Annotated in this window: 26 protein-coding genes; 4 read left to right on the top strand and 22 right to left on the bottom strand. The window is 42.1% G+C overall.

What is annotated here, in order from left to right; all coding sequences use genetic code 11:
• Nucleotides 1–182: 182 nt before the first annotated feature.
• From MHH65_RS07315 to MHH65_RS07285, 7 genes are all read right to left on the bottom strand, one after another.
• The gene (locus MHH65_RS07315; RefSeq protein WP_024424263.1) at nucleotides 183–2,102 is read right to left on the bottom strand and encodes a stage V sporulation protein D; all 1,920 of its coding nucleotides are present in this window, start codon (nucleotides 2,100–2,102) and stop codon (nucleotides 183–185) included.
• Nucleotides 2,103–2,230: 128 nt separating this feature from the next.
• Nucleotides 2,231–4,381 (bottom strand): penicillin-binding protein, encoded by a 2,151-nt coding sequence (locus MHH65_RS07310; protein ID WP_034623711.1) that lies wholly within the window; start codon nucleotides 4,379–4,381, stop codon nucleotides 2,231–2,233.
• 7 nt (nucleotides 4,382–4,388) lie between these two features.
• Nucleotides 4,389–4,736: a cell division protein FtsL gene (ftsL, locus tag MHH65_RS07305; RefSeq protein WP_024424265.1), complete on the bottom strand. Its 348-nt coding sequence runs from the start codon at nucleotides 4,734–4,736 to the stop codon at nucleotides 4,389–4,391.
• Nucleotides 4,737–4,773: 37 nt separating this feature from the next.
• Nucleotides 4,774–5,706 carry a 16S rRNA (cytosine(1402)-N(4))-methyltransferase RsmH gene (rsmH, locus tag MHH65_RS07300; protein WP_024426925.1) on the bottom strand — a complete coding sequence of 311 codons (933 nt, stop codon included), beginning with the start codon at nucleotides 5,704–5,706 and terminating at the stop codon, nucleotides 4,774–4,776.
• A 66-nt stretch (nucleotides 5,707–5,772) separates the two neighbouring features.
• Nucleotides 5,773–6,204, bottom strand: a complete 432-nt coding sequence (gene mraZ / locus MHH65_RS07295; protein WP_003211163.1) for a division/cell wall cluster transcriptional repressor MraZ — start codon at nucleotides 6,202–6,204, stop codon at nucleotides 5,773–5,775.
• A gap of 128 nt (nucleotides 6,205–6,332) precedes the next feature.
• Nucleotides 6,333–7,952, bottom strand: coding sequence for a bacillithiol biosynthesis cysteine-adding enzyme BshC (gene bshC / locus MHH65_RS07290; RefSeq protein WP_268414354.1), 1,620 nt, complete (start codon nucleotides 7,950–7,952; stop codon nucleotides 6,333–6,335).
• Between the two features lie 65 nt (nucleotides 7,953–8,017).
• Nucleotides 8,018–8,917 (bottom strand): 2-dehydropantoate 2-reductase, encoded by a 900-nt coding sequence (locus MHH65_RS07285; protein ID WP_208945837.1) that lies wholly within the window; start codon nucleotides 8,915–8,917, stop codon nucleotides 8,018–8,020.
• 209 nt (nucleotides 8,918–9,126) lie between these two features.
• On the opposite strand from MHH65_RS07285, the gene MHH65_RS07280 reads away from it, so the two are divergent.
• Nucleotides 9,127–9,606, top strand: a complete 480-nt coding sequence (locus MHH65_RS07280) for an N-acetyltransferase (protein WP_007499784.1) — start codon at nucleotides 9,127–9,129, stop codon at nucleotides 9,604–9,606.
• A gap of 45 nt (nucleotides 9,607–9,651) precedes the next feature.
• Here MHH65_RS07280 and gerR read toward each other — a convergent pair whose 3' ends face one another.
• The 3 genes from gerR to MHH65_RS07265 all read right to left on the bottom strand — a co-directional run bounded on the left by gerR (nucleotide 9,652) and on the right by MHH65_RS07265 (nucleotide 11,043).
• A complete protein-coding gene (gerR, locus tag MHH65_RS07275) occupies nucleotides 9,652–10,191 on the bottom strand; it encodes a sporulation-specific transcriptional regulator GerR (RefSeq protein WP_024426922.1) in 540 nt (179 codons plus the stop codon).
• A gap of 138 nt (nucleotides 10,192–10,329) precedes the next feature.
• Nucleotides 10,330–10,503, bottom strand: coding sequence for a 50S ribosomal protein L32 (gene rpmF / locus MHH65_RS07270; RefSeq protein ID WP_008354700.1), 174 nt, complete (start codon nucleotides 10,501–10,503; stop codon nucleotides 10,330–10,332).
• A 21-nt stretch (nucleotides 10,504–10,524) separates the two neighbouring features.
• Entirely contained in the window at nucleotides 10,525–11,043 is a 519-nt protein-coding gene (locus MHH65_RS07265; protein WP_019743276.1) for a DUF177 domain-containing protein, read from the bottom strand.
• A 206-nt stretch (nucleotides 11,044–11,249) separates the two neighbouring features.
• Here MHH65_RS07265 and MHH65_RS07260 point away from each other — a divergent pair, with 206 nt between their 5' ends.
• A complete protein-coding gene (locus MHH65_RS07260) occupies nucleotides 11,250–12,497 on the top strand; it encodes a nucleotidyltransferase (RefSeq protein WP_024426921.1) in 1,248 nt (415 codons plus the stop codon).
• A 233-nt stretch (nucleotides 12,498–12,730) separates the two neighbouring features.
• On the opposite strand, the gene MHH65_RS07255 is transcribed toward MHH65_RS07260, so the two are convergent.
• Together MHH65_RS07255 and MHH65_RS07250 are read right to left on the bottom strand one after the other, a co-directional pair.
• Entirely contained in the window at nucleotides 12,731–13,759 is a 1,029-nt protein-coding gene (locus tag MHH65_RS07255) for a SepM family pheromone-processing serine protease (RefSeq protein WP_024426920.1), read from the bottom strand.
• Nucleotides 13,760–13,763: 4 nt separating this feature from the next.
• Nucleotides 13,764–14,543 (bottom strand): patatin-like phospholipase family protein, encoded by a 780-nt coding sequence (locus tag MHH65_RS07250; protein ID WP_024426919.1) that lies wholly within the window; start codon nucleotides 14,541–14,543, stop codon nucleotides 13,764–13,766.
• A gap of 156 nt (nucleotides 14,544–14,699) precedes the next feature.
• Here MHH65_RS07250 and ylbJ point away from each other — a divergent pair, with 156 nt between their 5' ends.
• A complete protein-coding gene (gene ylbJ / locus MHH65_RS07245) occupies nucleotides 14,700–15,908 on the top strand; it encodes a sporulation integral membrane protein YlbJ (protein WP_029707660.1) in 1,209 nt (402 codons plus the stop codon).
• 13 nt (nucleotides 15,909–15,921) lie between these two features.
• Here ylbJ and coaD read toward each other — a convergent pair whose 3' ends face one another.
• The 9 genes from coaD to MHH65_RS07200 form a co-directional block, all read right to left on the bottom strand.
• Nucleotides 15,922–16,404, bottom strand: coding sequence for a pantetheine-phosphate adenylyltransferase (gene coaD, locus MHH65_RS07240; RefSeq protein WP_024426917.1), 483 nt, complete (start codon nucleotides 16,402–16,404; stop codon nucleotides 15,922–15,924).
• A gap of 1 nt (nucleotide 16,405) precedes the next feature.
• Nucleotides 16,406–16,993, bottom strand: a complete 588-nt coding sequence (gene rsmD, locus MHH65_RS07235; RefSeq protein ID WP_254967935.1) for a 16S rRNA (guanine(966)-N(2))-methyltransferase RsmD — start codon at nucleotides 16,991–16,993, stop codon at nucleotides 16,406–16,408.
• 280 nt (nucleotides 16,994–17,273) lie between these two features.
• On the bottom strand, nucleotides 17,274–17,546 hold the full coding sequence (locus tag MHH65_RS07230; protein WP_024424276.1) for a YlbG family protein: 273 nt from the start codon (nucleotides 17,544–17,546) through the stop codon (nucleotides 17,274–17,276).
• Between the two features lie 65 nt (nucleotides 17,547–17,611).
• The gene (locus MHH65_RS07225) at nucleotides 17,612–18,061 is read right to left on the bottom strand and encodes a YlbF family regulator (RefSeq protein WP_007499807.1); all 450 of its coding nucleotides are present in this window, start codon (nucleotides 18,059–18,061) and stop codon (nucleotides 17,612–17,614) included.
• Between the two features lie 57 nt (nucleotides 18,062–18,118).
• Nucleotides 18,119–18,529 (bottom strand): hypothetical protein, encoded by a 411-nt coding sequence (locus tag MHH65_RS07220; RefSeq protein ID WP_224426554.1) that lies wholly within the window; start codon nucleotides 18,527–18,529, stop codon nucleotides 18,119–18,121.
• Between the two features lie 70 nt (nucleotides 18,530–18,599).
• On the bottom strand, nucleotides 18,600–18,848 hold the full coding sequence (locus tag MHH65_RS07215; RefSeq protein WP_024424278.1) for a YlbE-like family protein: 249 nt from the start codon (nucleotides 18,846–18,848) through the stop codon (nucleotides 18,600–18,602).
• A 19-nt stretch (nucleotides 18,849–18,867) separates the two neighbouring features.
• On the bottom strand, nucleotides 18,868–19,281 hold the full coding sequence (locus MHH65_RS07210; RefSeq protein ID WP_024426914.1) for a YlbD family protein: 414 nt from the start codon (nucleotides 19,279–19,281) through the stop codon (nucleotides 18,868–18,870).
• A 110-nt stretch (nucleotides 19,282–19,391) separates the two neighbouring features.
• Nucleotides 19,392–20,435, bottom strand: a complete 1,044-nt coding sequence (locus MHH65_RS07205) for a CAP domain-containing protein (protein ID WP_024426913.1) — start codon at nucleotides 20,433–20,435, stop codon at nucleotides 19,392–19,394.
• Between the two features lie 122 nt (nucleotides 20,436–20,557).
• Entirely contained in the window at nucleotides 20,558–20,980 is a 423-nt protein-coding gene (locus MHH65_RS07200) for a CBS domain-containing protein (RefSeq protein WP_029707658.1), read from the bottom strand.
• A 161-nt stretch (nucleotides 20,981–21,141) separates the two neighbouring features.
• On the opposite strand from MHH65_RS07200, the gene MHH65_RS07195 reads away from it, so the two are divergent.
• The gene (locus MHH65_RS07195; protein ID WP_024426911.1) at nucleotides 21,142–21,507 is read left to right on the top strand and encodes a YugN family protein; all 366 of its coding nucleotides are present in this window, start codon (nucleotides 21,142–21,144) and stop codon (nucleotides 21,505–21,507) included.
• A 67-nt stretch (nucleotides 21,508–21,574) separates the two neighbouring features.
• Here MHH65_RS07195 and ctaG read toward each other — a convergent pair whose 3' ends face one another.
• On the bottom strand, nucleotides 21,575–22,453 hold the full coding sequence (ctaG, locus tag MHH65_RS07190; RefSeq protein WP_034281665.1) for a cytochrome c oxidase assembly factor CtaG: 879 nt from the start codon (nucleotides 22,451–22,453) through the stop codon (nucleotides 21,575–21,577).
• Between the last annotated feature and the right edge of the window lie 27 nt (nucleotides 22,454–22,480).

The following is a 22,480-nucleotide window of genomic DNA, read 5'->3' as shown; positions in this document are numbered from 1 at the left end:
GTGCATGTCTTGTGAAAAAAACACACAGTCTATATTTTATCGTAAAAAAAGGGATACATCCAGCGTATTCCTTAAGTTTCTCTTGGAAAAAACACACTTTGGGCTCTTTTTTACAAACAGACCTTCTCTTTCAACAAAAAGAGGCAGCCGAATGAGTGCGGCTACCCTCTGTTCATTCTTTATTATTCATCGTTTAAGTATAATCTGATGGTGGAGCCTTCTTTGACTTTTGTCCCGGCAGCAGGCGATTGCTTCACCACTTTACTGCCAGTTCCAGAAGCATCGATCTTAAGGTTAATCAGTAAGGATTCAAGGTCTGAAACAGAACCCCCTACAAGATTCGGTACTTCAATGGTTTTTGTGTCCAGCCACTGGTACTTCTTTTCAATTTGTCCTTTTCTTTTTTTCACACCCATCTCAGGCAGGCTGTCCCGCATAATATGACCCACAATTGGTGCAGCAACTGTCCCGCCAAATTGAATAGTGCCTTTCGGATTATCTACAGCCACATATACAACGATACTCGGATCATCAGCAGGCGCAAATCCGATAAACGACACAATGTGATTATTTTCCATGTACTTGCCGTCCTTTACCTTCTGTGCTGTCCCTGTTTTCCCGCCAACTCGATAACCTTCAACAAATGCATTTCGGCCAGTCCCTTGAGCGACTACACTTTCAAGCGCATATCTGATTTCTTTTGATGTTTCTGCTGAAATCACTTTCTTTTTGGCAATCGGTGATTGCTTTTTCACTACCTCTTTTGTGATTGGATCTATCCATTCTTTTGCAATGTACGGCGTGTAAAGTGTTCCGCCATTTACCGCAGCTGCTACGGCAGCTACTTGCTGTATCGGCGTAACAGATACACCTTGACCAAAGGCAGTTGTTGCCTGCTCTACAGGACCAACCCGGTCCAGCGGGAACAAAATGCCTCGCCCTTCCCCTTGAAGATCGATTCCTGTTTTTTGGCCAAACCCGAAATTTTTAATATAGGAAAATAATTTATCCTTTCCAAGACGGTCGCCTAGCTCAACAAAGCCAGGGTTACAGGAGTTTTGAACCACTTCTAAAAATGACTGTGATCCGTGTCCGCCTTTTTTCCAGCACCTAAGTCTTGCACCATCAACTGTCACAGAACCGCTGTCAAAAAAATGATCGCGTTTTAAATTGACTTTTTTCTCTTCTAGTGCTGCTGCAAGCGTAATAATTTTAAACGTCGAACCTGGCTCATATGTGCTCCACACCGGTAGATTTCGGTTAAACACTTTCGAGTCAACTGATTGATAATCCGCTGGATCAAAATCCGGTCTGCTCGACATCCCAAGCACTTCACCGTTCTTCGGGTTCATCGCAATTGCAATCATCCCATCTGGGTTATATTTTGCCTGCGCATTGTCTAATTCCCGTTCTATAATGGTTTGCACCTTCGCATCGACAGTTAACTTCATATCAAGACCATCTTTAGGTGGTGTATAATCATCTGCTTCATCTGGCATTTTTTGTCCTTTTGCATCGGAATAGAACTTGACAGAGCCTTTTTCACCTTTTAGGTCATCGTCATAATAGGCTTCCAGCCCAAGTAACCCTTGATTATCAATTCCAGCGAAGCCAAGCACATGAGAAAGAAAACTGCCAAACGGATAGTGTCTGATGCTGTCTTCCGCAACATAAACGCCATCTAAATCAAGCTCTCTGACTTCTTTTGCTTTTTCATGAGATACTTTTCTCCCTTCTGGAGAAATTCGTTCGATGGATGTTTTCTTTGTGACGTGCTTGTACGCTTTCTCCTCAGACATATTCAGTACTGCCGCCAATTTCTTACTTGTTTCTGCGGGATCTTTAATTTGCCGGGGGACGACCAATATAGATGGGGCACTTTTGTTCGTCGCAAGCTCTACCCCATTTCGGTCCAAAATATCTCCCCTTTCTGGTTCGAACGGGAGGTTCCGGCTCCACGAATCTTTTGCTAAGCTTGTCAGCTTCTCGCCCATAATAAACTGTACATATCCTAATCTAGTATCTATGATGAAAAAAATGATCACCCCAAACAGCAGCACGAAAAGCAATCGTTTTCTCACTGTTACACTTGATACTCGCACGCCCGGTTCACTCCTTACATACATATGGCTTGTTTCCATCATATGCAGGCCCGTCCTTATGTAGAACGTCTCGTCTATCCCGCTCGGCAAAAGAAAAAACCTAGCAAGTGGTTTGCTAGGTTTTGCAGTTAATTCGGGCTTTTAAATGTCACAGTGACGACTTTATCTGAAATCTCCGCTCCATTTTTCACACTTTGTTTGACAGCATATCCTTGTCCTTTTGTTTCGATATGCACACCGGAAATGGATGCATATTGAAGGACTTCCCGTCTCGACCAGCCTGTCATATCAGGCATTTTTATCGTTTTTCCTGCTGTTTTCAAGAAAACTTTCTGGCTTTCAGAGAATTCAGAGCCTGCACTTGGCCACTGTCGTTTAATGGAGAGGCCGTCGCCGATGACAACAGGCGTTAAGTTTTTGTTTTTGGCTTCTGTTTCCGCCTGCTTCACTTCTAAATCTAAGAATGAAGGCATTGTTTCTTGTTTCACTTTTTGTTCGCCTGATTTTTTATCGTCTGTTTTTGTTGGTGCAATATTTAAATATAGCAGACTATTTTTCATGACTGGGTTAAAGATTTGTGCAACTGGGGCAGAGCCAGTTTCTGTATCAGACAGCTGCGGCTGCTGTACAGCGACATAAACGAGCAGCTTCGGATCATCTTTTGGCGCCATTCCCATAAATGAAAAGACGTAATCGTTTCTTCCTTTGAGATAACCGCCGGCACCGCCAATTTGTCCTGTTCCTGTTTTCCCAGCAACGTCAAATCCTTTGATTTGGTAAGGCTGGCCTGTTCCAATCTTCGAGGAAACCACCTCACCTAAAATGTCACGGACTTGCTTTGCTGTATCAGAGGAAATTGGTTTTCCAGCTACTGTTGGTTCGTGCTGTAAAATCGTTTTGTTTGTGTTCGGGTCTGTAATATGATCAATGACATATGGCTTCATCATCGTTCCGCCGTTTGCTATTGCTGTCGCTGCTTCGATTTGTTGAATCGGTGTAATGGCAGACGCTTGACCGTAAGCCGTCGATGCTTTGTCATATTCGTATCTGTAATTGATTTTACTAGACGCTTCGTTCGGTAAGTCAATACCTGTTTTGTCATAGAAATGGAACTTCTGCAAATATTGTTCGTAGCGCGTGAAGCCTAATTTTTCTTTTGCCAGCTTTGCAAAAGCTACGTTAGACGAACGGAGAACCCCTTCATGAAAGTCAATTTTCCCCCAGCCATTTCCATTGTTGTGGTCTCTTACAAGGCCGCCTCCTACTTTATAAGTACCAGATTGATATTTATCATTGCCTTGGTAGACCCCTTCTTGGATTGCCGCAGCAAGTGTGAAGATTTTCATCGTTGAACCTGGTTCAAACGCATATGAAATGACATCATTGTTATAATTCGTAATGTCTAATTCATTTAAATTAAAGCTTGGCCGCTGTCCCATCGCGAGCACCTTTCCTGTTTTTGGGTCAACGACTGTGGCAATGATTTTCTTCGGTTTATATTTTTTGGCAACCTGCGTCATACTTTCTTCAAGGAACGCTTGGATTTTTTGATCAATGGTCAGCGTGACATTTTTTCCATCCTTCGGAGCGACAATGTCTTCTTTACTATTTGGAAGAGCCCATCCGCTTCTGTCACTGTTATATGTCACATAGCCGTCTTTTTCTTTTAAAAATTTGTTCAGCGCCTTCTCAAGTCCCATCGCGCCTGACATGTCCTTCGTTGCCTCATCTAATCTTGCATAACCGATCAGATTCGACGCAAACATGCCGTTTGGATAATATCGCTTCGTGTCTTTTTCAAATGCGATCCCTGGAAGCTTTAGCTTTTCAATTTTTTCTTTTGTTGAAAAACTGATGTCTTTCCCAGCTTTACCAAACTCAACTTGGAACGCATCTTTTGTATTCAGACGCTTTAAAATTTCGCTTTCACTCATATCAATGACTTTTGACAGCTCTTTTGCTGTCTTTTCTTTGTCGACGACATGCATCGGGTGCTTTGGATCGACCGTCATTTTCTTGCTCATGATCGCAATGAGCTTATAGACAGACGTATCCTCGGCAATCACATTCCCATTTCGGTCTAAAATAGACCCTCTTTTCGCTTCAAGTGTTTTCTTCGATTGATATTGTTCATTTGCCTTTGCGGCTAACACTTGGCCATCGACCGTTCCTGTAATCTGAATATAAATAAAACGTGCAAGGATGATAAAGAAAAACAGGGCGAAGCAAATACTCGCAATTGCCGCGCCTCTGTTCATCATTTTATTCTTTTTAGGCATCGCCATCTTAATCGACCTTCTTAACATCTTTCGAAATGCTTAAGCCAGCTTTTTTCGCAGTATCAATGACTCTCTCTGGTTCACTCAGCAAGTCTTTTTCCTTTTGAAGCTCAGTGATCTTCTTCGATTCTAAAGATACTTGCTGCTCTAATTTCTGCACCTCGATATTGGCGTGATAGACAGCAAAGGCTTTAGAAATGATGAGAATGGAGCTGCACATAAGAGCCATGACAAACATGACAAGTAAGATTTTTTCACCAAGTGTGATAGAACCTCTTCTTTTAATAACAACCGATTGGCCTTGCTGCTCTGTTTGATATTGTTTTACTTCTCTTTGGTAAGCCAAATTACTCATAAGAAACCTCCTTTTTATCATCATCTATGGTGTCGTTTTACTTTTTTTCTGCAATTCGGAGCTTCGCTGAACGGGCACGGTTGTTATGTTCCAGCTCTTGTTCTGATGCAACGATTGGTTTTCTCGTGATCAGCTTCAGCTTTGGTTCAAGTCCTTCTGGAATCACTGGTAGTCCGTGCGGAAGTTCTGGAAGAGAAGACATTTCTTTAAAAGTACTTTTACAAATCCGGTCTTCAAGTGAATGGAATGTAATGACAGAAATTCTCCCCTTCGGATTGAGTAACTCTATTGCTTGTTCTAGTGCTTCTTCAAAAACTTTCAATTCATCATTTACGGCAATTCGGATCGCTTGAAACACTCTTTTTGCTGGATGTCCGCCAGTTCGTCTTGCAGGTGCGGGAATTCCTTCTTTGATAATGTCGACAAGCTCACCTGTTGTTTCAATTGGTGCTTTTTTTCTAGCTTCTTCAATTTTGCGTGCGATTTGCTTGCTGAATTTTTCTTCCCCATATTTGTAGAAAATCCGAACTAGATCTTCAAATGGCCATTCATTCACCACTTGTTTTGCCGACAATGCGGCTGTTTGATCCATTCGCATGTCAAGAGGTGCATCATGGTGATAACTAAAGCCCCTCTCTGGTGTGTCGAGCTGAGGAGATGAAACCCCAAGGTCAAAAATCACACCGTCTACGCTTGTAATGCCTTGTTCATTCAGACGTTCTTTTAAATATCGGAAGTTGCTCTTTATGAAAAGAATGTTCGCTTTTGAATCTGCGAGCTTCTCTCGTGCATGATCCAGTGCAGCATCGTCTTGGTCAAATCCAATCAATGTACCTTTTTCTGATAGTTGAGATAGTAAATATGAGCTATGACCTGCTCCGCCCAGCGTGCAGTCTACATATGTACCGTCTTCTTTGACGTTTAAACCGTCAACTGTTTCTTTTAATAATACTGTCTCATGTTGAAACATGATGTTATGGTCCCACCTTTTTCAAATAGAAATGAATGTGTAGAAAGCTTGCTGCACAAGGGATTATTATATATCAAACCCAATCATGTTTTCAGCAATTTCAGCAAAAGAATCTTCTTGCTCTTCTGTATATTGTTCCCAGATCGACTTACTCCACAACTCAATTCGATTTGAAACGCCGATGACCACACATTCTTTTTCGAGTTTTGCATATTGGAGTAGGTTTGATGCGATGTTAATGCGCCCCTGCTTGTCCAGATCACATTCAACTGCGCCGGAGAAGAAGAACCGGGTAAACGCACGTGCATCTTTTTTCGTTAGCGGCAGTGCTTTGAGTTTCTCTTCAATTAGTTTCCACTCACTCATAGGGTAGCCAAATAAACATTGATCAAGCCCTCTCGTCAGCACAAACTGTTCTCCGAGACCGTCTCTAAATTTAGCAGGGATGATCATGCGCCCTTTTGTATCAATCGTATGTTGGTATTCACCCATGAACATGATAATCAGAGCCCCACTTTCTCACCCTTACTCTCCACTATCCACCACTTCTCTCCACAAAACTTATTTTACACTGTTTCTACATAAAAAAAAACCCTGAACTAGTCAGGGTTCATTAAAACTTTATTTCAAAGTTTGACAATTTGCTGCTTGTTTCGAAATGAAAATGGCAGATTTTTGAACGTTTTGAAGAATTCTGGACCATATTTGTTTAAAAAGTACATGATATTCCAAATTCTTTCTTGCGGGGCATCTAATGGTTTTAAGCTGTTTTCAATCCGTTCAAAGTCTCGAAGGATATATCCTTCCTTCTCTTCCACACGCTGTGCTACCTTTTGATAAACAAATTGAAGCTGATCTTCGATAAATTTGGCATTTTTATCTAGCAGCTGCTCGAAGTTTGGTTCAACCTTCAGTGCTTCTTGCCTCAATACACCATGAACATTCGCTAATTCACGTTTCGCTTGATCAACGGCTTGAACAAAGCTGTCTGGAAGGCTTTGCTCAAAGTGAGCCTCTTTCTTTTCTTTTACTCCGTTTGTGAGCACTTCTTCTAGAGAAAGTTCTCTGACCGGCAGCTTCTTATCGATGTGCCTTTCAAGAATGGTCACGTGCAGTCTTGGAAGAACGGGTGCCATCTTTAATTCAAAATGCTCAAAGATTCCTTTCAGTTCTCCCCAATAGTTGATTTCACCGTGTCCTGCCATAAAAGCAAGTGTTGGGAGAAGGGTTTCCTGCATTAAGGGACGCGTCACCACATTGTTGCTGAACCGTTCTGGGTGCTCCTCAATTTCCTGCAAAAGCTCTTCTTTTGTCCACGTAAGCCCCACTTCTGATATAGAAAACTGGCCGTTTTCTTTTTCAATAAGGAAACGCTCTTCATCATATTCGTAAAACAGGTTTGCCTGATTGTCACCAGCTTCAATGATCGGCTGATATCCCGCTCGTTTCATGGCAGCCTGCGTTTCATTCAAACGAGCCGTGACTGCTTCATTTGTCTCGACAATGTGCTTGAATAACGTACGCTCAAGTGGTTTGACGCCTAAGTCTCCTGAATTAAATAGAAGCAGTCCATCTTCTTCAAAAAGGTCGCATACAATCCATTCAAAGAAATCCGTAAACGTTTGTGATTTGCGTAAACATCGAAGAAGCTGATCAAGCAAGTCATTAGTATACGCAGATTCTTCATACGTTGAAAACACATCGCGGAGCCATTTTTCTGTTTTTTCTTGATGCAGAGGTGTTCTTTTGGCCGCAGTTTTTTTGCCGTTATGTAATGGCAGCTTTTGCTTGACTGGACCTTTTTCGCCGGATGTGTAGACAAAATTAATTTCATCTACGTCATGATCCTCACCTGCTACCCAAAAGACTGGAATCACAGGAACGCCAAGCGCTGTTTCTTTTTCTTTTGCGAACTGAATAATGGATATGATTTTATGTATGGTATAAAGCGGTCCTGCCAGTAGGCCTGCCTGCTGTCCTCCAACCACCATGACACTCCGTTCGTCACGGATCTTTTCAATGTTCTGACGCATCGCTGCCGATTCAAACTTTGCGTGGTATGCGCTCATATAATCCGCTAAAGCCTCGCGCGGGAAGCTCATTTCCATGAGATCGTCGTATCTTTTTTTCCATGTGTGCTCAGAATGTATATCATAATCAAAAAAAGCAGTCATCTCTTTTTTTTCTTCTATATAATCACGTATGAATAAATTCTGACTTCGGATGGAAAGTTCAGTCAATTGCATGTTTAGAACTTCCTTTCTTCAATAAATAGTTAGTTTCCCGAAAAAAGTATAGCATGTAAATGAGCTCACTCAAAAGATTTTGTTTGCTTTTTTTCCAATACTTCCAAGCTTCGATTAAAGAAAGTAAGATGTGGCGCCAGAATCTCTTGAGCTTGAGCCTTTTTTAAAAGATAGCCAACGATGGCTTTTCTTTCGGTTTCACGGCCTTTGACGATATCTTGAAGCATTGACGATTGATTGGCGGCCGTTTTTTTACAAATTGAAACGACGTGTGACCAGAGACGCTCTTCTTCAGCCAGCCCTAGAATGGACAATGCTTCTTCAAATGCACATTTCATCATGTATTCATATGTAGGATTTGCGATCAATTCTCCATTTTTCACATGCAATAAAGCCGTGAGCGGGTTAATGCATACATTGACTAGCAGTTTTTCCTCCAGCACTTTTTTCCATTCATCCGTATAAATCATCTGAAAATGGGCCGGCGTTTCATTCAAAGCATTTCTCACATCATCTGTATCCTCACGATGAAAAGCTCCCCACTTGATGACACCGATCCCTGTATGGTTCACTGCATGGTCTGATACCTTCATGGCGCCGTGCTCTACGACACCTATATATATCGAATGCGACGTGTCCCAGTTTTCTAAATCTAATAAGTGGGCCATGCCATTTTGTAAAAATAAGATTCGCTGACGAGGTAATGTTGATAGTTCATCAAGCACCTCTTGCAGATGGTGATATTTCACTGTCACAATCAGCAGATCAAATACTCCTGTAATCCCTGCCCTTGCCTCCGCAGACGCCCGGAATGTCTCTCCTTTTACCGTTCGCTTAATTCCTGATGTTCGAATCTCCTCTGCTTGTTCTTTTCTTCTTGTCAAAACAGTGATGTCATGATGCTGTGATAAATAACTGGCACAAAGCAGACCAATCGCACCGCCGCCAATGATTCCAATGTTCAACTGCCGCACTTCCCTTTTTCTTTTACTTCATCATATCAACCATTTTAACAGTTTCAAGCCGCGATGCAAAAAGCAGATAGCGCACCGCGATTGAATTTTTTTAATTTAAAAACTATAATAATAAGTGTAAAAACTTTTCAAGGCGGATGGGATGAAAACGCCTTCAATGACATCACTGTCGACATTATGTGTGTAAGGGGGAAGATCATATGACACAAGTAAAACGACTTCTAATCAATTACAAAACTTTAGAGGAATTTAAACAATTTAAAGAATATGGCATACAAGAACTATCCATGCTTGAAGACCTTGAAAGTAATATGATTGAAAATGACAGCAATTCTCCATTTTACGGGATTTATTTTGGAGATAAGCTGGTCGCACGTATGAGCCTTTATCAAGTGGACGGTTCGACGACAACGTATTTTGACCACAATCATGATTATTTAGAGCTGTGGAAGCTGGAAGTGCTTCCTGGGTATCAGCGTAAAGGGTACGGCGAGGCACTTGTTGATTTCGCCAAATCTTTCGGATTGCCAATCCGGACCAATCCTCGCGTCAAATCCGCCGGTTTTTGGGATAAAATGGGCTTTGAAGCGGTCAAATATGATATGGAACGCGACAAAGGTGAAAATCCACTCATCTGGGAACCTGCCCATATCCAAAAAAATACAGGTGAATCTGCTTAATACTGATGCCAAAACGCCCCTCCTTTCTCTGTGAGGGGCGTTTTCTTATTTAGCATATTCTTTTAAGTTGATATTCTGTTTGACTCTTTCAACAATCCCAATGAGTGCCCGGTAATCTTCTTCTGTCATTTTTAATTGCCGCTTCAAGTGTTCATTTTCTTCCGTGAGCGACTTCAGTTGATGCTGCGTGTCCGCTAGTTCTTCGCGTAAATCTGCAGAGCCAGCAGGTTCTTTTTCAAGCTGCTCTAAGAACTGAATCACTTCTCGCAAGGTCAATTCAGCCTGAACTGAAGTTGCCTTTTCTTCTATCGTTAACGTATTTTGTGGTAAACCCGAGGAATGAATCCCAATCTTTTTACGCAGTTCTTTCCGCTGTTTTTTCGCCAGCTCAATGCCTGCCTGATATTGTTTTCTGACGTATGAATTCCACCTGAATCCACATGCTGCAGCCGTTCTTGACAACGCTTTTCCGACTTCTTCAAATGCGGAAAGCTGCGTTCCTCCATCTCGAATGTGTCTTAAGACGACTTCTGCTAAAAGTAAATCTTCATCTTGCGTCCATGCGTCCTGCCTTGTAATCGTCAATTGATCATCCCCCCTGAATCTGAATACCACATCATATGCGCTTACTAGAGTAGATAGACTATTTGCAGGAGAGAAACCTAAAAAATAGACAAATAAAAAAACGCAAGGGAAGATTCCCTTACGCTTTTTTATCAAGCATTAGTTGCTTTTTACGTCTTTGCCTTTGTATGTTCCGCAAGATTTGCAGACACGATGAGAAATTTTCATTTCACCGCATTCTGGGCAAGCTACCATACCAGGTACTTGTAGTTTGAAATGCGTACGACGCAATCTTTTTTTCATTTTAGAAGTTCTTCTAAAAGGTACAGCCATTATTCCCACCTCCTTAAAGAGTTAAGATTCATTATTTTCTTCTAAGAGCTTCTTCAAGCCTTCCAGACGAGGATCAATTCGGTTTTGATGTGCATCTTCCGAAATGACTGCCCAGTCATTCCCTTCCTGTGGTGCAGCACCTTTTACGTCTGTTTGGTCGCAAAAGATTTGCATCGGCACTTCAAGAAGAATTTCTTCCTTGACTATAGGCGTTAAGTCGATGATATCGTCTTCTACAACAGATACGTCTTCATCTTCTATATCGTCTGTCTTATGAAGTACAAATAGTTCTTTCGTTGAAATCGCAAATGGATAATTTACATCAACAAGCGTTCTTGAACAAGGCAATGTCATTTCACCTGTGATGGTTAAATCAAATGCGACTTGCTTTGATTCGATCACTCCAGTCCCTTTCACCTCTACTGGTGAAATGCGACGTATATCTGAATGAAGGCTAGTAAGTTCATTTAAGTCAACCGTCTCATGAAAATCGAAGCTGTTTTTAGCTTTTTGATGTAACTGATAAACTGTCCATTTCAATTGTATCACCTCTAAGAGCAACAAACATGATTATAGCTTTCATCATGCTATTTGTCAATATTTTTTCTTTACAGTCCTTTGTGATGTCAGAGCGTTGTTTGACATCAGTTCACGGAATGCCTACACTGAAAAAAATGGGCTTCATTTTTCCCTTATGCTACTGTAGCATAGACCATTTAACCATAGCAAGAAAGGCGGAACATCTATTGAAAGCAACAGGAGTTGTTGTCGAGTACAATCCATTTCATTATGGACATGCCTATCATGTTCGCCAGGCGAAAACACATACCTCCTCAGATGTAGCCATTGCCGTCATGAGCGGATCCTTTCTCCAGCGCGGAGAGCCCGCTATCGTCTCCAAATGGGCACGAACAAAAATGGCATTGCAAAACGGTGTAGACATCGTGTGTGAGCTTCCATACATATATGCAGTGCAAAAGGCAGAAACCTTTGCAAATGGCGCTGTGTCCATTTTAGACGCTTTAAAATGCCGCTCCCTTTTTTTCGGAAGCGAGGATGGGGACATTAAAGCATTTGAGCGAACAGCTCACGCTTGGCATGAGAAAAAAGAAGAAATCGACCTTTTCACAAAAGCAAAGGTAAAAGAAGGTCTTAGTTATCCGGCTGCCGCTGCCGCTGCGTTTCAAGAGGTCATTGATCCGAAACACTTACTGGATCTGTCTAGGCCTAATAACATTTTAGGCTTCCATTATGTCAAAGCCATCTTAGAGAGATCTCCTCACATAGAGCCCTTTACCTCTCAAAGAATTGCATCCGGTTATCATGATCAAGAGCTTCCTAAACATCAGAAAATCGCAAGCGCTACAAGCATCCGAAAAGCCATAAAAGAGAATGGGTCATTTGAAACTGTCGCCTCTTATCTCCCGGAAGCCTCGCTTAAGCAATTACATGACTATTATTCTTCTTATGATCTTTTACATACGCAAGAAGACTATTTCAGCTTCTTAAAACATGTGTTTCACACAATGGATACAGCTGAACTAGAAGGCATCTATGAAATTGAAGAAGGCATCGAACACCGCATGCAAAAGGCGATCACACATGCGTCCTCCTACGAGGAATATCTATCACTTGTGAAAACAAAACGATATACGTGGACAAGGCTGCAGCGGATGAATACGCACCTTTTAATGAGGGTGAAGAAAACGGTCATGCATGAGCTGCTAAAGGAGAAACAAGCACCATACATTCGTTTACTTGGTATGTCAAAGAAAGGCCAGCAATACTTATCTCTTGTAAAAAAGGAATTGGACGTACCGCTTGTCAGCAAGCTGTCTTCCTTTTCACATCCTGCCCTTGATCTTGACATTCGCGCTTCCCGCGTCTTCAGCCTTCCCATCAGCGAACCAATGCAAACAAAGTTAACAGAAGCAGAATTTAAAACCTCACCGATCCGCTATGATGAAGAGACTGGTCTCTTCCAACCTCGATAAAAAAAGCAGCCTAAGGCTGCTCTCTGATTGTTGACAAAGGGCTAAAAGGATCTTTATTTTAGTCCTTTGTCCTCTTTTCAGCGTGATAGAAAACCTTTGAAGTCTAGGAAGGGCGAGCACCGGAACGGAGCGAATTTGACATTCGTGAGTACCGGCGCAGAGACCTGACACCGAATGCGAGGGTTTGTCTACACGCTGAGAGCAGCCTGTGATAAAGGCTGCTCTTTTTTCACTTAAGATGCTTTCTCTTTTAACTTGTTTAAATAGTTCAGTGCGTCCTGCATTGTGTCCACAGGAACGATTTTCATATTACTTTTAATATCTTTTGCTGTTTTCACTGCATTTTTGTAGTCTGAATTTGGATCACCTTTATCGTTTGGTGCAAAGAAGATATCTTTTCCTGCTTTATCTGCTGCAACAACCTTTTGATCTATTCCGCCAATTGGCCCGACCGTACCATCAGCGTCAATCGTTCCAGTCCCTGCAATCGCATAGCCATGTGTTTCGTCTTCTTTTGTCAGCTGGTTATAAATTTCAAGTGACATCATTAAACCTGCCGACGGGCCGCCGATATTTTCAATATCGACCTTAATGGAAGGCGAGACTTTCACATTTCGGTCTGTAAATAATGATACGCCAATTCCAACTCGGTTCGGCTCTTCTTTAAAAGGTTTTAACTTCACTTTCTGCGTGATATCCTTGCCGTTTCGTTCAAGGACAAAACGGACAGATGTACCAGCTTTTTGACGGCTGATATACGACACCATTTTATCAGCAGAATCATACGTCTTGCCATCAACGCTTTTAATCCGGTCGCCCACTTCAATTTTGCCATAAGCAGGCATGCCTTTCATGACGTAGCTCGCATATACCCCATTAAACGTATAATCTACTTTTTTGCCTGCTTTTGTATACGCTGCAATCATGGCATTTTCTTGAGAGCTTTTCATCAGCTGAAGCTGTCTTTTCATATAATCTTCATCCGACTCTCCGTCCGCTTTAATATTTTCTTCTGGGACGATCTCGTCATATTTATTCATTTTCGCAAGTAAATACGTATACGGATTGGCTGGACCTACTTTTATCGTCATAAGAGAGAAGCTGCCCTTCTCGCCGTATCCACCGTCCACTTGAATGTGAGGGGCAATCTCTGTTGCATCACCCGGCTTTGTCACGTAATACGGCAGTTTAACAAAAGTTAAGCCAAATAAGACAAGAACAACGACAAAAAAGCTGAGCCAGCGAATATTCAATTTTTTCATTCGATTAACACTCCCATTTATCAATGACATCTTTCAGTTTACCTGCTAGTTGATCTGCGGCGAGCTCACCAGCTTCAATCATCTCCTGAACCTGGGTGAACGAACTAGAGCTAAATGTTTCAAGCCTCGGCCGGATCATGAGATCTGCATGAATGGTTTGATGACGGACCAATTCATTTTGAAGGATGTCCAAACTTTGCATAATCACATCCGATAATCTCGTCGCCTTTTCTGTTTTTTTCACCCTTGATACATCAGAGGCGATAATAAGGTCTGCGCCCATTTCTTTTAAAACAGACACAGGAATGCGGTCAACAACCGCTCCATCCACTAGCTGTCTGCCGCCCATATCGTGAGGAACAAACACGCCTGGAATGCTGATGCTTGCTCTGACTGCTTGTGAGACAGACCCTTCTTTAAACACAACCTTCTCCCCTGTTTCGAGGTCACAGGCAACCACCGCAAGGGGCATTCTTAATTCTTCGAATGTTTTCCCATATGTAAACGTGTGAATCAGCTGCAAAATTCGATTTCCTTTTAAAAGACCGATTTTTGGCAGTGTATAGTCAGCATAATACTTTCTTCTGAAGACAAGTGCAAGTTTTTTCATTTTTTCTACGTCTTGTCCTGCCGCATAAAAGCTCCCAACAAGTGCGCCAATACTGCTTCCAGCAATCATATCTACCTGTATTCCTTGCTTCTCAAGACTAGACAATACCCCGATATGCGCCATTCCCCTCGCACCCCCGGAGCCTAGTGCAAGCCCGATGATCGGTCGCTTCATGAAAATCCACCCTCCTCTTTCTATGCATATATACGAATCTATAGGTCTAAACATGCCCCTACTGCTCGTATAGTAATAGAAGACAGGCTCGGCTAGTTTCTTTTTCTAATATCACGAGCTCGCCAATAGATCATAACGGCAAGGGGCGAAATCTCCATGAAAAAATGGAACACTCTGTTCATCGCTGCTTTTTTTATTTTTTTAACAGCCACTGTGATTACACATCCACAAGCCTCTTTGCAAGCGTCGAAAAATGGACTTGCAATGTGGTGGGAGGTTGTATTTCCATCATTGCTTCCTTTTTTTATTTTGTCCGAGCTATTAATTAGTTTCGGGATTGTCAGATTTGTCGGGGTATTATTAGAGCCATTTATGCGCCCCATCTTCCGGGTGCCGGGTGTAGGCGGATTTGTACTGGCTATGGGAATGGCTTCAGGGTTTCCTTCTGGTGCGAAATTAACGACAAGACTGAGGCAGGAAAGGCAGCTGACGCGGATCGAAGCAGAGCGTCTCGTTTCTTTTACAAATTCATCGAATCCATTGTTTATTTTCGGTGCGGTGGCTGTTGGTTTTTTTCATCACCCAGCTTTAGGCATTGTACTCGCCAGCGCTCATTATTTAGGGAATCTCGCTGTTGGTGTGACGATGCGCGCGTATAAAGCGCGGCATGATGCACACCTAAGAAGCCGCAAGAAGTTTTTATTCCCGCCGTTTAAAGAGGCATTCAATGCTCTTCATACAGCAAGACTCGCAGAGAAAAGACCGCTCGGCCAAATTTTAAGTGATGCAGTCATGTCATCAGTCCAAACACTCTTTATGATTGGCGGCTTTATTATCTTATTTTCTGTGTTTAGCAAAATGCTGTCAGTTGTCCATGTGACAGACCTTTTATCCATCGGGCTCGGATATATGCTGCAAACGATGCATCTTCCGCCAGAATTAGACCTTGCCATGATTGCCGGTTTATTTGAAATCACATTAGGAAGCCAGATGGCGGGGTCACAGGAAGTCACCCTTCTCGCTAAAACCATTGTCGTCAGCTTTATTTTAGGATTCAGCGGGTTTTCTGTTCAAGCCCAAGTCGCCGGCATTTTGGCGGCAACCGATATCCGCTTTAAACCGTTTTTCTTCGCCCGTTTGCTTCACGGAATTTATGCAGCTGTTTTTGCCTTTTTATTATTCAAGCCTCTTTATGTCTCTCGATCAGACATGGCTCTCCCAGCGGGTGCCTTTGATGCAGGCCAGCAGGTCGTCATGTTCAGCAGCGTGGTTTGGAATCAGCTTGTGACAGCTGGTCCTTTGATCACACTTTGCAGCTTGATTGTGTATATCGCACTGTACTATCGGAAATTAAAAAATGGATGAGTGCTGGGTGCACTCATCCATTAAATTTTTCCTTCAGCGCTGCTTCTACCTCTTTTGGTACAAGATCTTTGACTGCCCCATGATATTTCGCTACTTCTTTGACAATACTGGAGCTTAAGAAGGAATACTGATTGTTGGTCATCATAAAAAACGTTTCAATTTCATCGTCTAACACTTTGTTCATTGAGGTGCCTTGCATCTCATACTCAAAGTCCGTCACAGCCCTTAATCCGCGTAAAATGACTTTGGCTTCTTTTTGCTTTGCATAATCAACAAGCAGGCCGTGAAACGATTCAACTTTAATATTTGGCAGCTCCTTCGTCGCTTGGCGAATAAGCTCACACCGTTCTTCAACAGTAAATAACGGTTTTTTAGATGAGTTATTTAATACACATACATACACTTCATCAAAAATCTTTGCACCTCTTTTGATGATATCCAAATGCCCCAATGTAACTGGATCGAAGCTGCCCGGACAAACGGCTATGTTCCCCATGCTAATTTCCCCGCTTTCTATAGATCGTAATACCAGTCAATCCGTACAGTTCCTGCCTTGTGATGTGGAGCTGCCCTGCTTCTTCTGGCAGCTTCACATCTTTATCATGCTCACACACGATCACGCCGTCATCTGTTAACAAGGCGTGCTCGTCAATCATTTCAAGAAGTGCTTTTAGCTGTTGATCTTTATAGGGCGGATCAAGGAAAATGGCTTGAAAGGATTCCTCTCGTTTCACAACAGCTGCGAGTGCACGCTTTGCTTCATTTCGAAACACTTCACTTTGATCCATTAGCGACAATTGATTCAGGTTTCCTTTAATCGTCTGAATCGCCTTTATATCTCGATCAACAAATATGCAATGATCGAATCCTCTAGAAAGCGCTTCAATCCCTAAACCACCGCTTCCTGCAAATAAATCAAGAGCCCATCCGCCATCAAAATACGGGCCGATCATATTAAATATTGATTCTTTTACTTTATCTGTCGTCGGTCTTGTTGATTGACCTGGTACCGCTTTAAGTGTACGGCCTTTTCTCGTTCCAGAGATGACTCTCATTTTTCCACCACTTTTTCTGCTTGCTTCTATTCGTCATTGTTTATGACAAAAAATTCAACATTATCTTACCACATCACTCCTCAAGGAACAATGCGCGGATATTCATTCATTTTCTATGTATAGATCAAGAAATCCGGGGTCATACTACTTATAACAGCATCTGATGTGGTGCTGTTGCCAACCGCGGAGAAGACTTACGTTTCCCCATAAGTTCTTCCTCCGGTTTCTCCTCTCCCTTTGCCTTCTCCTTAATGAATCATTAAGAATAGAAGGACCCCGCGGGTGATGCCGCGGGGATTTTTTTGTGTCTTTAAAAGCCCACCTTATAATCATACTCTTTTGCTTTGTCCAATTTGGATTCGTACTCTAATTTAATAAAAGGTTTATATGAAGGCTCAACACGTTTCACAAATGGTAACGAGCTGAGTTTAGCCATATGGCGCTCAAGATCATCCATATCACAATAGATCACGGCATATTTCATTTTCCTTGAAATATAGTGAACATTCCCGAATTTTCTTAGCGCTTTTGACTGCTTTAACGAATGCAGCCAGACAACCATCCCTTGACGTTTGGTTTCCATCTTTTCACCTGCCGCTTTTCAATTCTTTTCATTCATTATGTAAAAGACGAGACATTCAAGTCTCGTCAAGATACTTTACAGCCGCAGCTGCCACCTGATCCACAGCCGCCGCCGCATGATGATAGACCATCAAAATATGGGTTCCCTGTTGGAACTTTAATATATGCTGATACAGCTTGACCGATTTCAATACTAATCTCATCTAAGATGGATTGAATCGCTGTTTCTGCTTTTTTGAAATCAACCACTGTATCGTGAAGATCTAGCTTTCTTTTGACCTCACGCATTTCCTTTGAGATCGTTCTATAGTCCGGATGATACTTGCCGAACCGCTGCACATCCTCATACTGCTCTTTTACTTTTGTAAAATGGGCAATAATTTGTTGGGCTTCTTCGTCTTGCTGGAGACGCTTAAAGCAGTTGCGGTAATGTTCAGCCTCCTCCGACTGAAGAATCATGGCAGCCAATTGATTTGCTTCCTCTTGGAGCTCCACAGATTCGATTGTCGCATACATAAATGTTGCACCTCCAATTCATAGTTTACCACGAAACCTATGGATCAGAAAATGCTTTTACGTAACAAATACATCCCATGTTTCTCTTTTCTGTTTATATTCTGGATGACGGGAATTCAGCACAACGGTCATTTTATGCTTTCCTTTTGAAAGATGCTTGACCACAAATGCCGCGGTATACTCATTCCCTGCACGTTTCCCGTCTACATACACTGTAAAATATCCCGCCTTCTCGTTCTTTTTCAGACGCTCTGGCTGAAGATGAAAATCTTGAAGTGTACTTTCTATATAGACAGATGACCCTTGCACTTTGTATTTCAAAAAGCCTTGCTGCTTCATTTCGCTTTGGGCCTGCTGCATGACTGGTACTGCTGGGTCTTGCTTAATCACTTGCTCTTCTCCATGTTGACTTTGACACCCGGTAACAAGAAAAAGCAATGCGCCTATTGACAGCATCCATTTCATCATCTGATTCTCCTTTCATCTACTTTTATAGGATGCTCAGGAAATAGACATCTTAATCAACTCAAAAAAAGCCTCAGCCGGCTCCATTTTGATTGCGCATTGCTTGGAACATTTGAATCATCATTTCAGCCATTTGGACGCTATTGCTCAACTGACTCACACGATGAGGAATGGTTTTTTCGTAAAAGTTCATTTTATCTAATTCAAAGGACGTTAGATTTTCAGGATGCCGCGTCAGCTGTCTGTACCAGATAGGACGCTGCCTTATGAATTTGATTCGCTCCTCTTCGGCCATGACAAATTCCTGTACTTCTTTTCGCACCAGAAGCATCCCCTTTCACTTAATCTTTCCTGAAGGAGAATGGGTGCTGACTGCCTCCAGATGAACCTTTCTTTGAACCATTGGATGAAAATTGGCCGAGTAAGCTTTGTAAAGAGGAAATAGACTGGCTCATTTTGTTAATCTGTTCATTCATTTGATCAGCGTCCATTTTTTTCACAGCAGAAACCATTTTAGACATAAAATCTGCTTTTCCTGTTTCACTTGGCTTAGAGGCTTTTTCTTCTTTCGCATCTTCAGATTTCGATTGCCGGTAAGGTGACCACATCTCATCTTCCTCACCAAACATGACCCAATTCTCGTATACACTTTGCCAGCTTTTTTCTTGCGATTGCACTTCTTGAATTAACTTCGGATGGCGTCTGACGAATTGTTTAAATTCATCAATGGATGTTTGTTTTTGCTTGTTTGTCATATCCTCACCCCCCATACAAATGCCTACTATACTATATACATCAGCATCTGTTTTGGTGAGCCTCTTTTTAACCATCAAAAAAGCAGCTGCGACCATGCAGCTGCTTTCGTTTAAGATGTTTTCTTGATGAAATTTTGGGTGTAATATTTTTCTTTTACCCCTACGCCAAGATGCGTGTAATCTTTATTTAATAACGCCTTCCTGTGACCTTCACTATTGAGCCAGCCCTCTACCGCTGCGGGTCCATCGACATAGTTATAAGCAATGTTTTCACCTGCGAGCTGAAAGCCCACCTCGCCTCTTTCTAACCGGTCTTTCAGCGTACCGTATTTTTTAGATTCATGGGAGAAATAATGATTCTCTTTCATGTCCTCACTATGCATGAAGGCCACTTCAGAGGTTTCATCATCCCACTTTAAGATCGGCAGGTTGTACTTATGGCGGATAATATTGGTCATATCAAAAATTTGTTTTTGACTGGAAGCTTCGATATCTTTCCACTTTTCACCTGATATCGCCTCAGGTTCTATCAATTGACCTCGATAGACCACCTCATACGGCTTTTGTTTCACAAATGTATCTGCGTTGAAGGCCCTGATACTTGAAAGGGTGCTTTCAAACTTATCCATGTAAAGCTGAACATACACATCATCTCCCACTTTCACAGTGGGTCTTGTATTCATATCATCTTCTGAGAATTCAAAGCGGTATGAATTTTGTTCATCCTCTACATGAATGTAAGGTGCAATTTGTGTTTTCTTAAATACTTCACTTGTGGCTTGACCGATTTTAAACGGTTCTACATTCAGTCCGTCTCCTGTTGCAAACAAGGTCACCACTTTACTATCCTTTACCCCTACTTGAATATAGTGCTTCTTCGATTGGTTGTAAATCCACCAGTCATAATCATATGCGGAAGGATCAATGCGATCTGGTTCTCCCAGCTGTTTAAGCACTTCGTTTGAAGATTTCCCCATAAAGGACATGAGTCCCTTTTTTGGGATGTTGATCGGCTTATCGCTAGATGTTTCTTCATTAGACACCTTCGGTTCATTGCTGTTTTCTTTTTCTGGTGAAGATCCATATTGAATAAACAGAACGTACGTTCCAGATATAATCAGGAGGATGAGGAGTGTTTTGAGCACAGTTTTCAAATAAACACCTCCGTTAAATTGGCAAGGTACAAAAAGTACCTTCTACTGTCATTTAAACAAAACTTGCTCCATTTATCAACGACAATACAGCCTATTTAACACGAATTTAAAATATGCCCCTCTTAATGAAGAAATCCTTGTCCATGATCTTGATCCTGTTGAGAGATTTCTGTCAGTGCCTCTCCCGCGCGATCATTTGATAAATCTTCGACTGATAAATCTCCTAGAGCGACAATCCCTGTTAATGCGCCGTTTTTAACAACAGGAATGCGGCGGAGCTGATGCTCTGACATGAGCCGGACAATTTCTTCAAGTGTTGCATCTTCTTCAGCTGTTAGTACTTCCTTTGTCATCAGCGAGCCCACTTCCTGTGAGTTTGGCTTCTTTTCTGCAATGCCTCTAAGCACAAGGTCACGGTCTGTCACTATCCCAACGAGCTGATCTCCGTCAACCACTGGAATGGCACCGATATCAGCATCTCTCATTTTGACTGCTGCTTCATACGTATTGTCATCTTGCTGACATGTCACTACTTTTTTTGTCATAATATCTTTGATTTTTTTCGTTTTCACGTTGATTCCTCCATCCGTTATTTTCTTTATTACTGTAACCAGCTTATAAAAGAACATACCTTTCACAGTTGAAAGTTTAACGCTTTCATACTATGATTGTCAGTAAAGGGAAATTTTATAAGGAGGGGTTTTGGGTGAAGTTTGAAGGTACGGGGATTGAAGAGGTATCAGCTGACTTAAATAAATTAGATTTCATTATGGAAAGCGAAGGATTTGTACGAGCCGATCAATGGGATTATGAGCGTGTGACGTACGACAGAAAGTACAGCATGGTAGAGGGAACCTTTTATTTACGGATTTCCGGCTACGCTACTGAAGGAGATGTCGGTGCCAAAAAGGCACACATTCAGCTTCTAACACCATTACTTGGAAAACACTATTATCCACATGGCGTTGAATACGGCGAAGGCGAAGAATTCCCTAAGTCTCTCATCCAATCGAGCAAAAAAACACTTGCACAGCTGAAGGAAAAACTAGAAGCCATGACGGCTGAAGCATAAAACAAAGGGCTAAAATATTCTTTATTTTAGCCCTAGATGAAAGCACAGCCAGATGGCTGTGCTTTTTTTATTCATATTTCGGAATAAGCGCATCTGGTACGGCATCTTTCGCTCTTTCTTTTCTTGCCCAGTCAAAGAAGACAACAGCAAGAATAGAGCCGTACACAATCTCCTGAATAATTTTCATTAAAATGGCACCTAGCTGCTGATCCTCTAGCAGCGGCAAGGTGTGGAACATATCAGGGCCAGTGAGAGCAAGGCCAGCAAGCATATCACTTGGCACACATAAATGCAGTGCTTGTATCCAGGCGCCTGCATCTGAATAGGTTGCATAAATCGGTGCCTCACTAAACATGATGAGTGCGCAGGCCGGAGTCATCAATATCCCGTCTGCCATGATATATCCAAGCTTCAAAATGCCTGTGATCTGCGGCTGACTTTGGACTTTATGGACAAGCGGCCACCACATGAAAAAGGCAGCGATAAAAATAACCACCGTCATCAATGCGTGGTAAAACGGATCTGTTTTCACAAAATCAAACACAAGCGGAATGTGATACAGCGAAAACAATCCGTTAAATCCAAGCAGTGCAATTAAAGGTTTGGAAAACAAACGGAAAACAGCTTGAATACCTGGTGTTTGAATGATCCGCTCCCATATGGCTGGAGGCAATCCTGTAATAAGGAGAGGCGGGATGACTAAGTATAGCACCGCCATTTGCGCCATATGTGCACTAAACATAATATGCCCCATTAAATCAATTGGGCTCCCTTTCACAGCATATAACAGAACAAGCCCCGTCAGAAATAACGTCTTCTCTTTCACCGTCGCACGGTGCTTTCCCTTTGTCACAAGAAGCAGATAAAGAGCAGCTGCTATCACAATACAAGTCAAATAATAAGGGCTCCATAATGCCCGAAATCCGAATATTTCTAAGTTCTCCATTGCTGCGCCTCCTTCAAGGGCAAAGCG

This window comes from Bacillus sp. FSL L8-0654 (genome assembly GCF_038629965.1).
Lineage (GTDB): Bacteria > Bacillota > Bacilli > Bacillales > Bacillaceae > Bacillus > Bacillus safensis.
Note: the sequence above shows the minus strand (reverse complement) of the source record. Positions and strands in the feature narration are given on the sequence as shown.

Bases quoted from the DNA above. Each gene is read 5' to 3' on its own strand.
- MHH65_RS07225 (WP_007499807.1), bottom strand. From the start codon at position 18,061: ATGTATGCGACAATCGAATCTGTGGAGCTCCAAGAGGAAGCAAATCAA.
- mraZ (WP_003211163.1), bottom strand. From the start codon at position 6,204: ATGTTCATGGGTGAATACCAACATACGATTGATACAAAAGGGCGCATG.
- coaD (WP_024426917.1), bottom strand. From the start codon at position 16,404: ATGGGGAACATAGCCGTTTGTCCGGGCAGCTTCGATCCAGTTACATTG.
- MHH65_RS07310 (WP_034623711.1), bottom strand. From the start codon at position 4,381: ATGCCTAAAAAGAATAAAATGATGAACAGAGGCGCGGCAATTGCGAGT.
- MHH65_RS07255 (WP_024426920.1), bottom strand. From the start codon at position 13,759: ATGAAAAAATTGAATATTCGCTGGCTCAGCTTTTTTGTCGTTGTTCTT.
- rpmF (WP_008354700.1), bottom strand. From the start codon at position 10,503: ATGGCTGTACCTTTTAGAAGAACTTCTAAAATGAAAAAAAGATTGCGT.
- MHH65_RS07200 (WP_029707658.1), bottom strand. From the start codon at position 20,980: ATGACAAAAAAAGTAGTGACATGTCAGCAAGATGACAATACGTATGAA.
- rsmH (WP_024426925.1), bottom strand. From the start codon at position 5,706: ATGTTTCAACATGAGACAGTATTATTAAAAGAAACAGTTGACGGTTTA.
- MHH65_RS07230 (WP_024424276.1), bottom strand. From the start codon at position 17,546: ATGGAAACCAAACGTCAAGGGATGGTTGTCTGGCTGCATTCGTTAAAG.
- MHH65_RS07250 (WP_024426919.1), bottom strand. From the start codon at position 14,543: ATGAAGCGACCGATCATCGGGCTTGCACTAGGCTCCGGGGGTGCGAGG.
- ctaG (WP_034281665.1), bottom strand. From the start codon at position 22,453: ATGGAGAACTTAGAAATATTCGGATTTCGGGCATTATGGAGCCCTTAT.
- ylbJ (WP_029707660.1), top strand. From the start codon at position 14,700: ATGAAAAAATGGAACACTCTGTTCATCGCTGCTTTTTTTATTTTTTTA.
- MHH65_RS07210 (WP_024426914.1), bottom strand. From the start codon at position 19,281: ATGACAAACAAGCAAAAACAAACATCCATTGATGAATTTAAACAATTC.
- MHH65_RS07280 (WP_007499784.1), top strand. From the start codon at position 9,127: ATGACACAAGTAAAACGACTTCTAATCAATTACAAAACTTTAGAGGAA.
- bshC (WP_268414354.1), bottom strand. From the start codon at position 7,952: ATGCAATTGACTGAACTTTCCATCCGAAGTCAGAATTTATTCATACGT.
- MHH65_RS07220 (WP_224426554.1), bottom strand. From the start codon at position 18,529: ATGATGAAATGGATGCTGTCAATAGGCGCATTGCTTTTTCTTGTTACC.
- ftsL (WP_024424265.1), bottom strand. From the start codon at position 4,736: ATGAGTAATTTGGCTTACCAAAGAGAAGTAAAACAATATCAAACAGAG.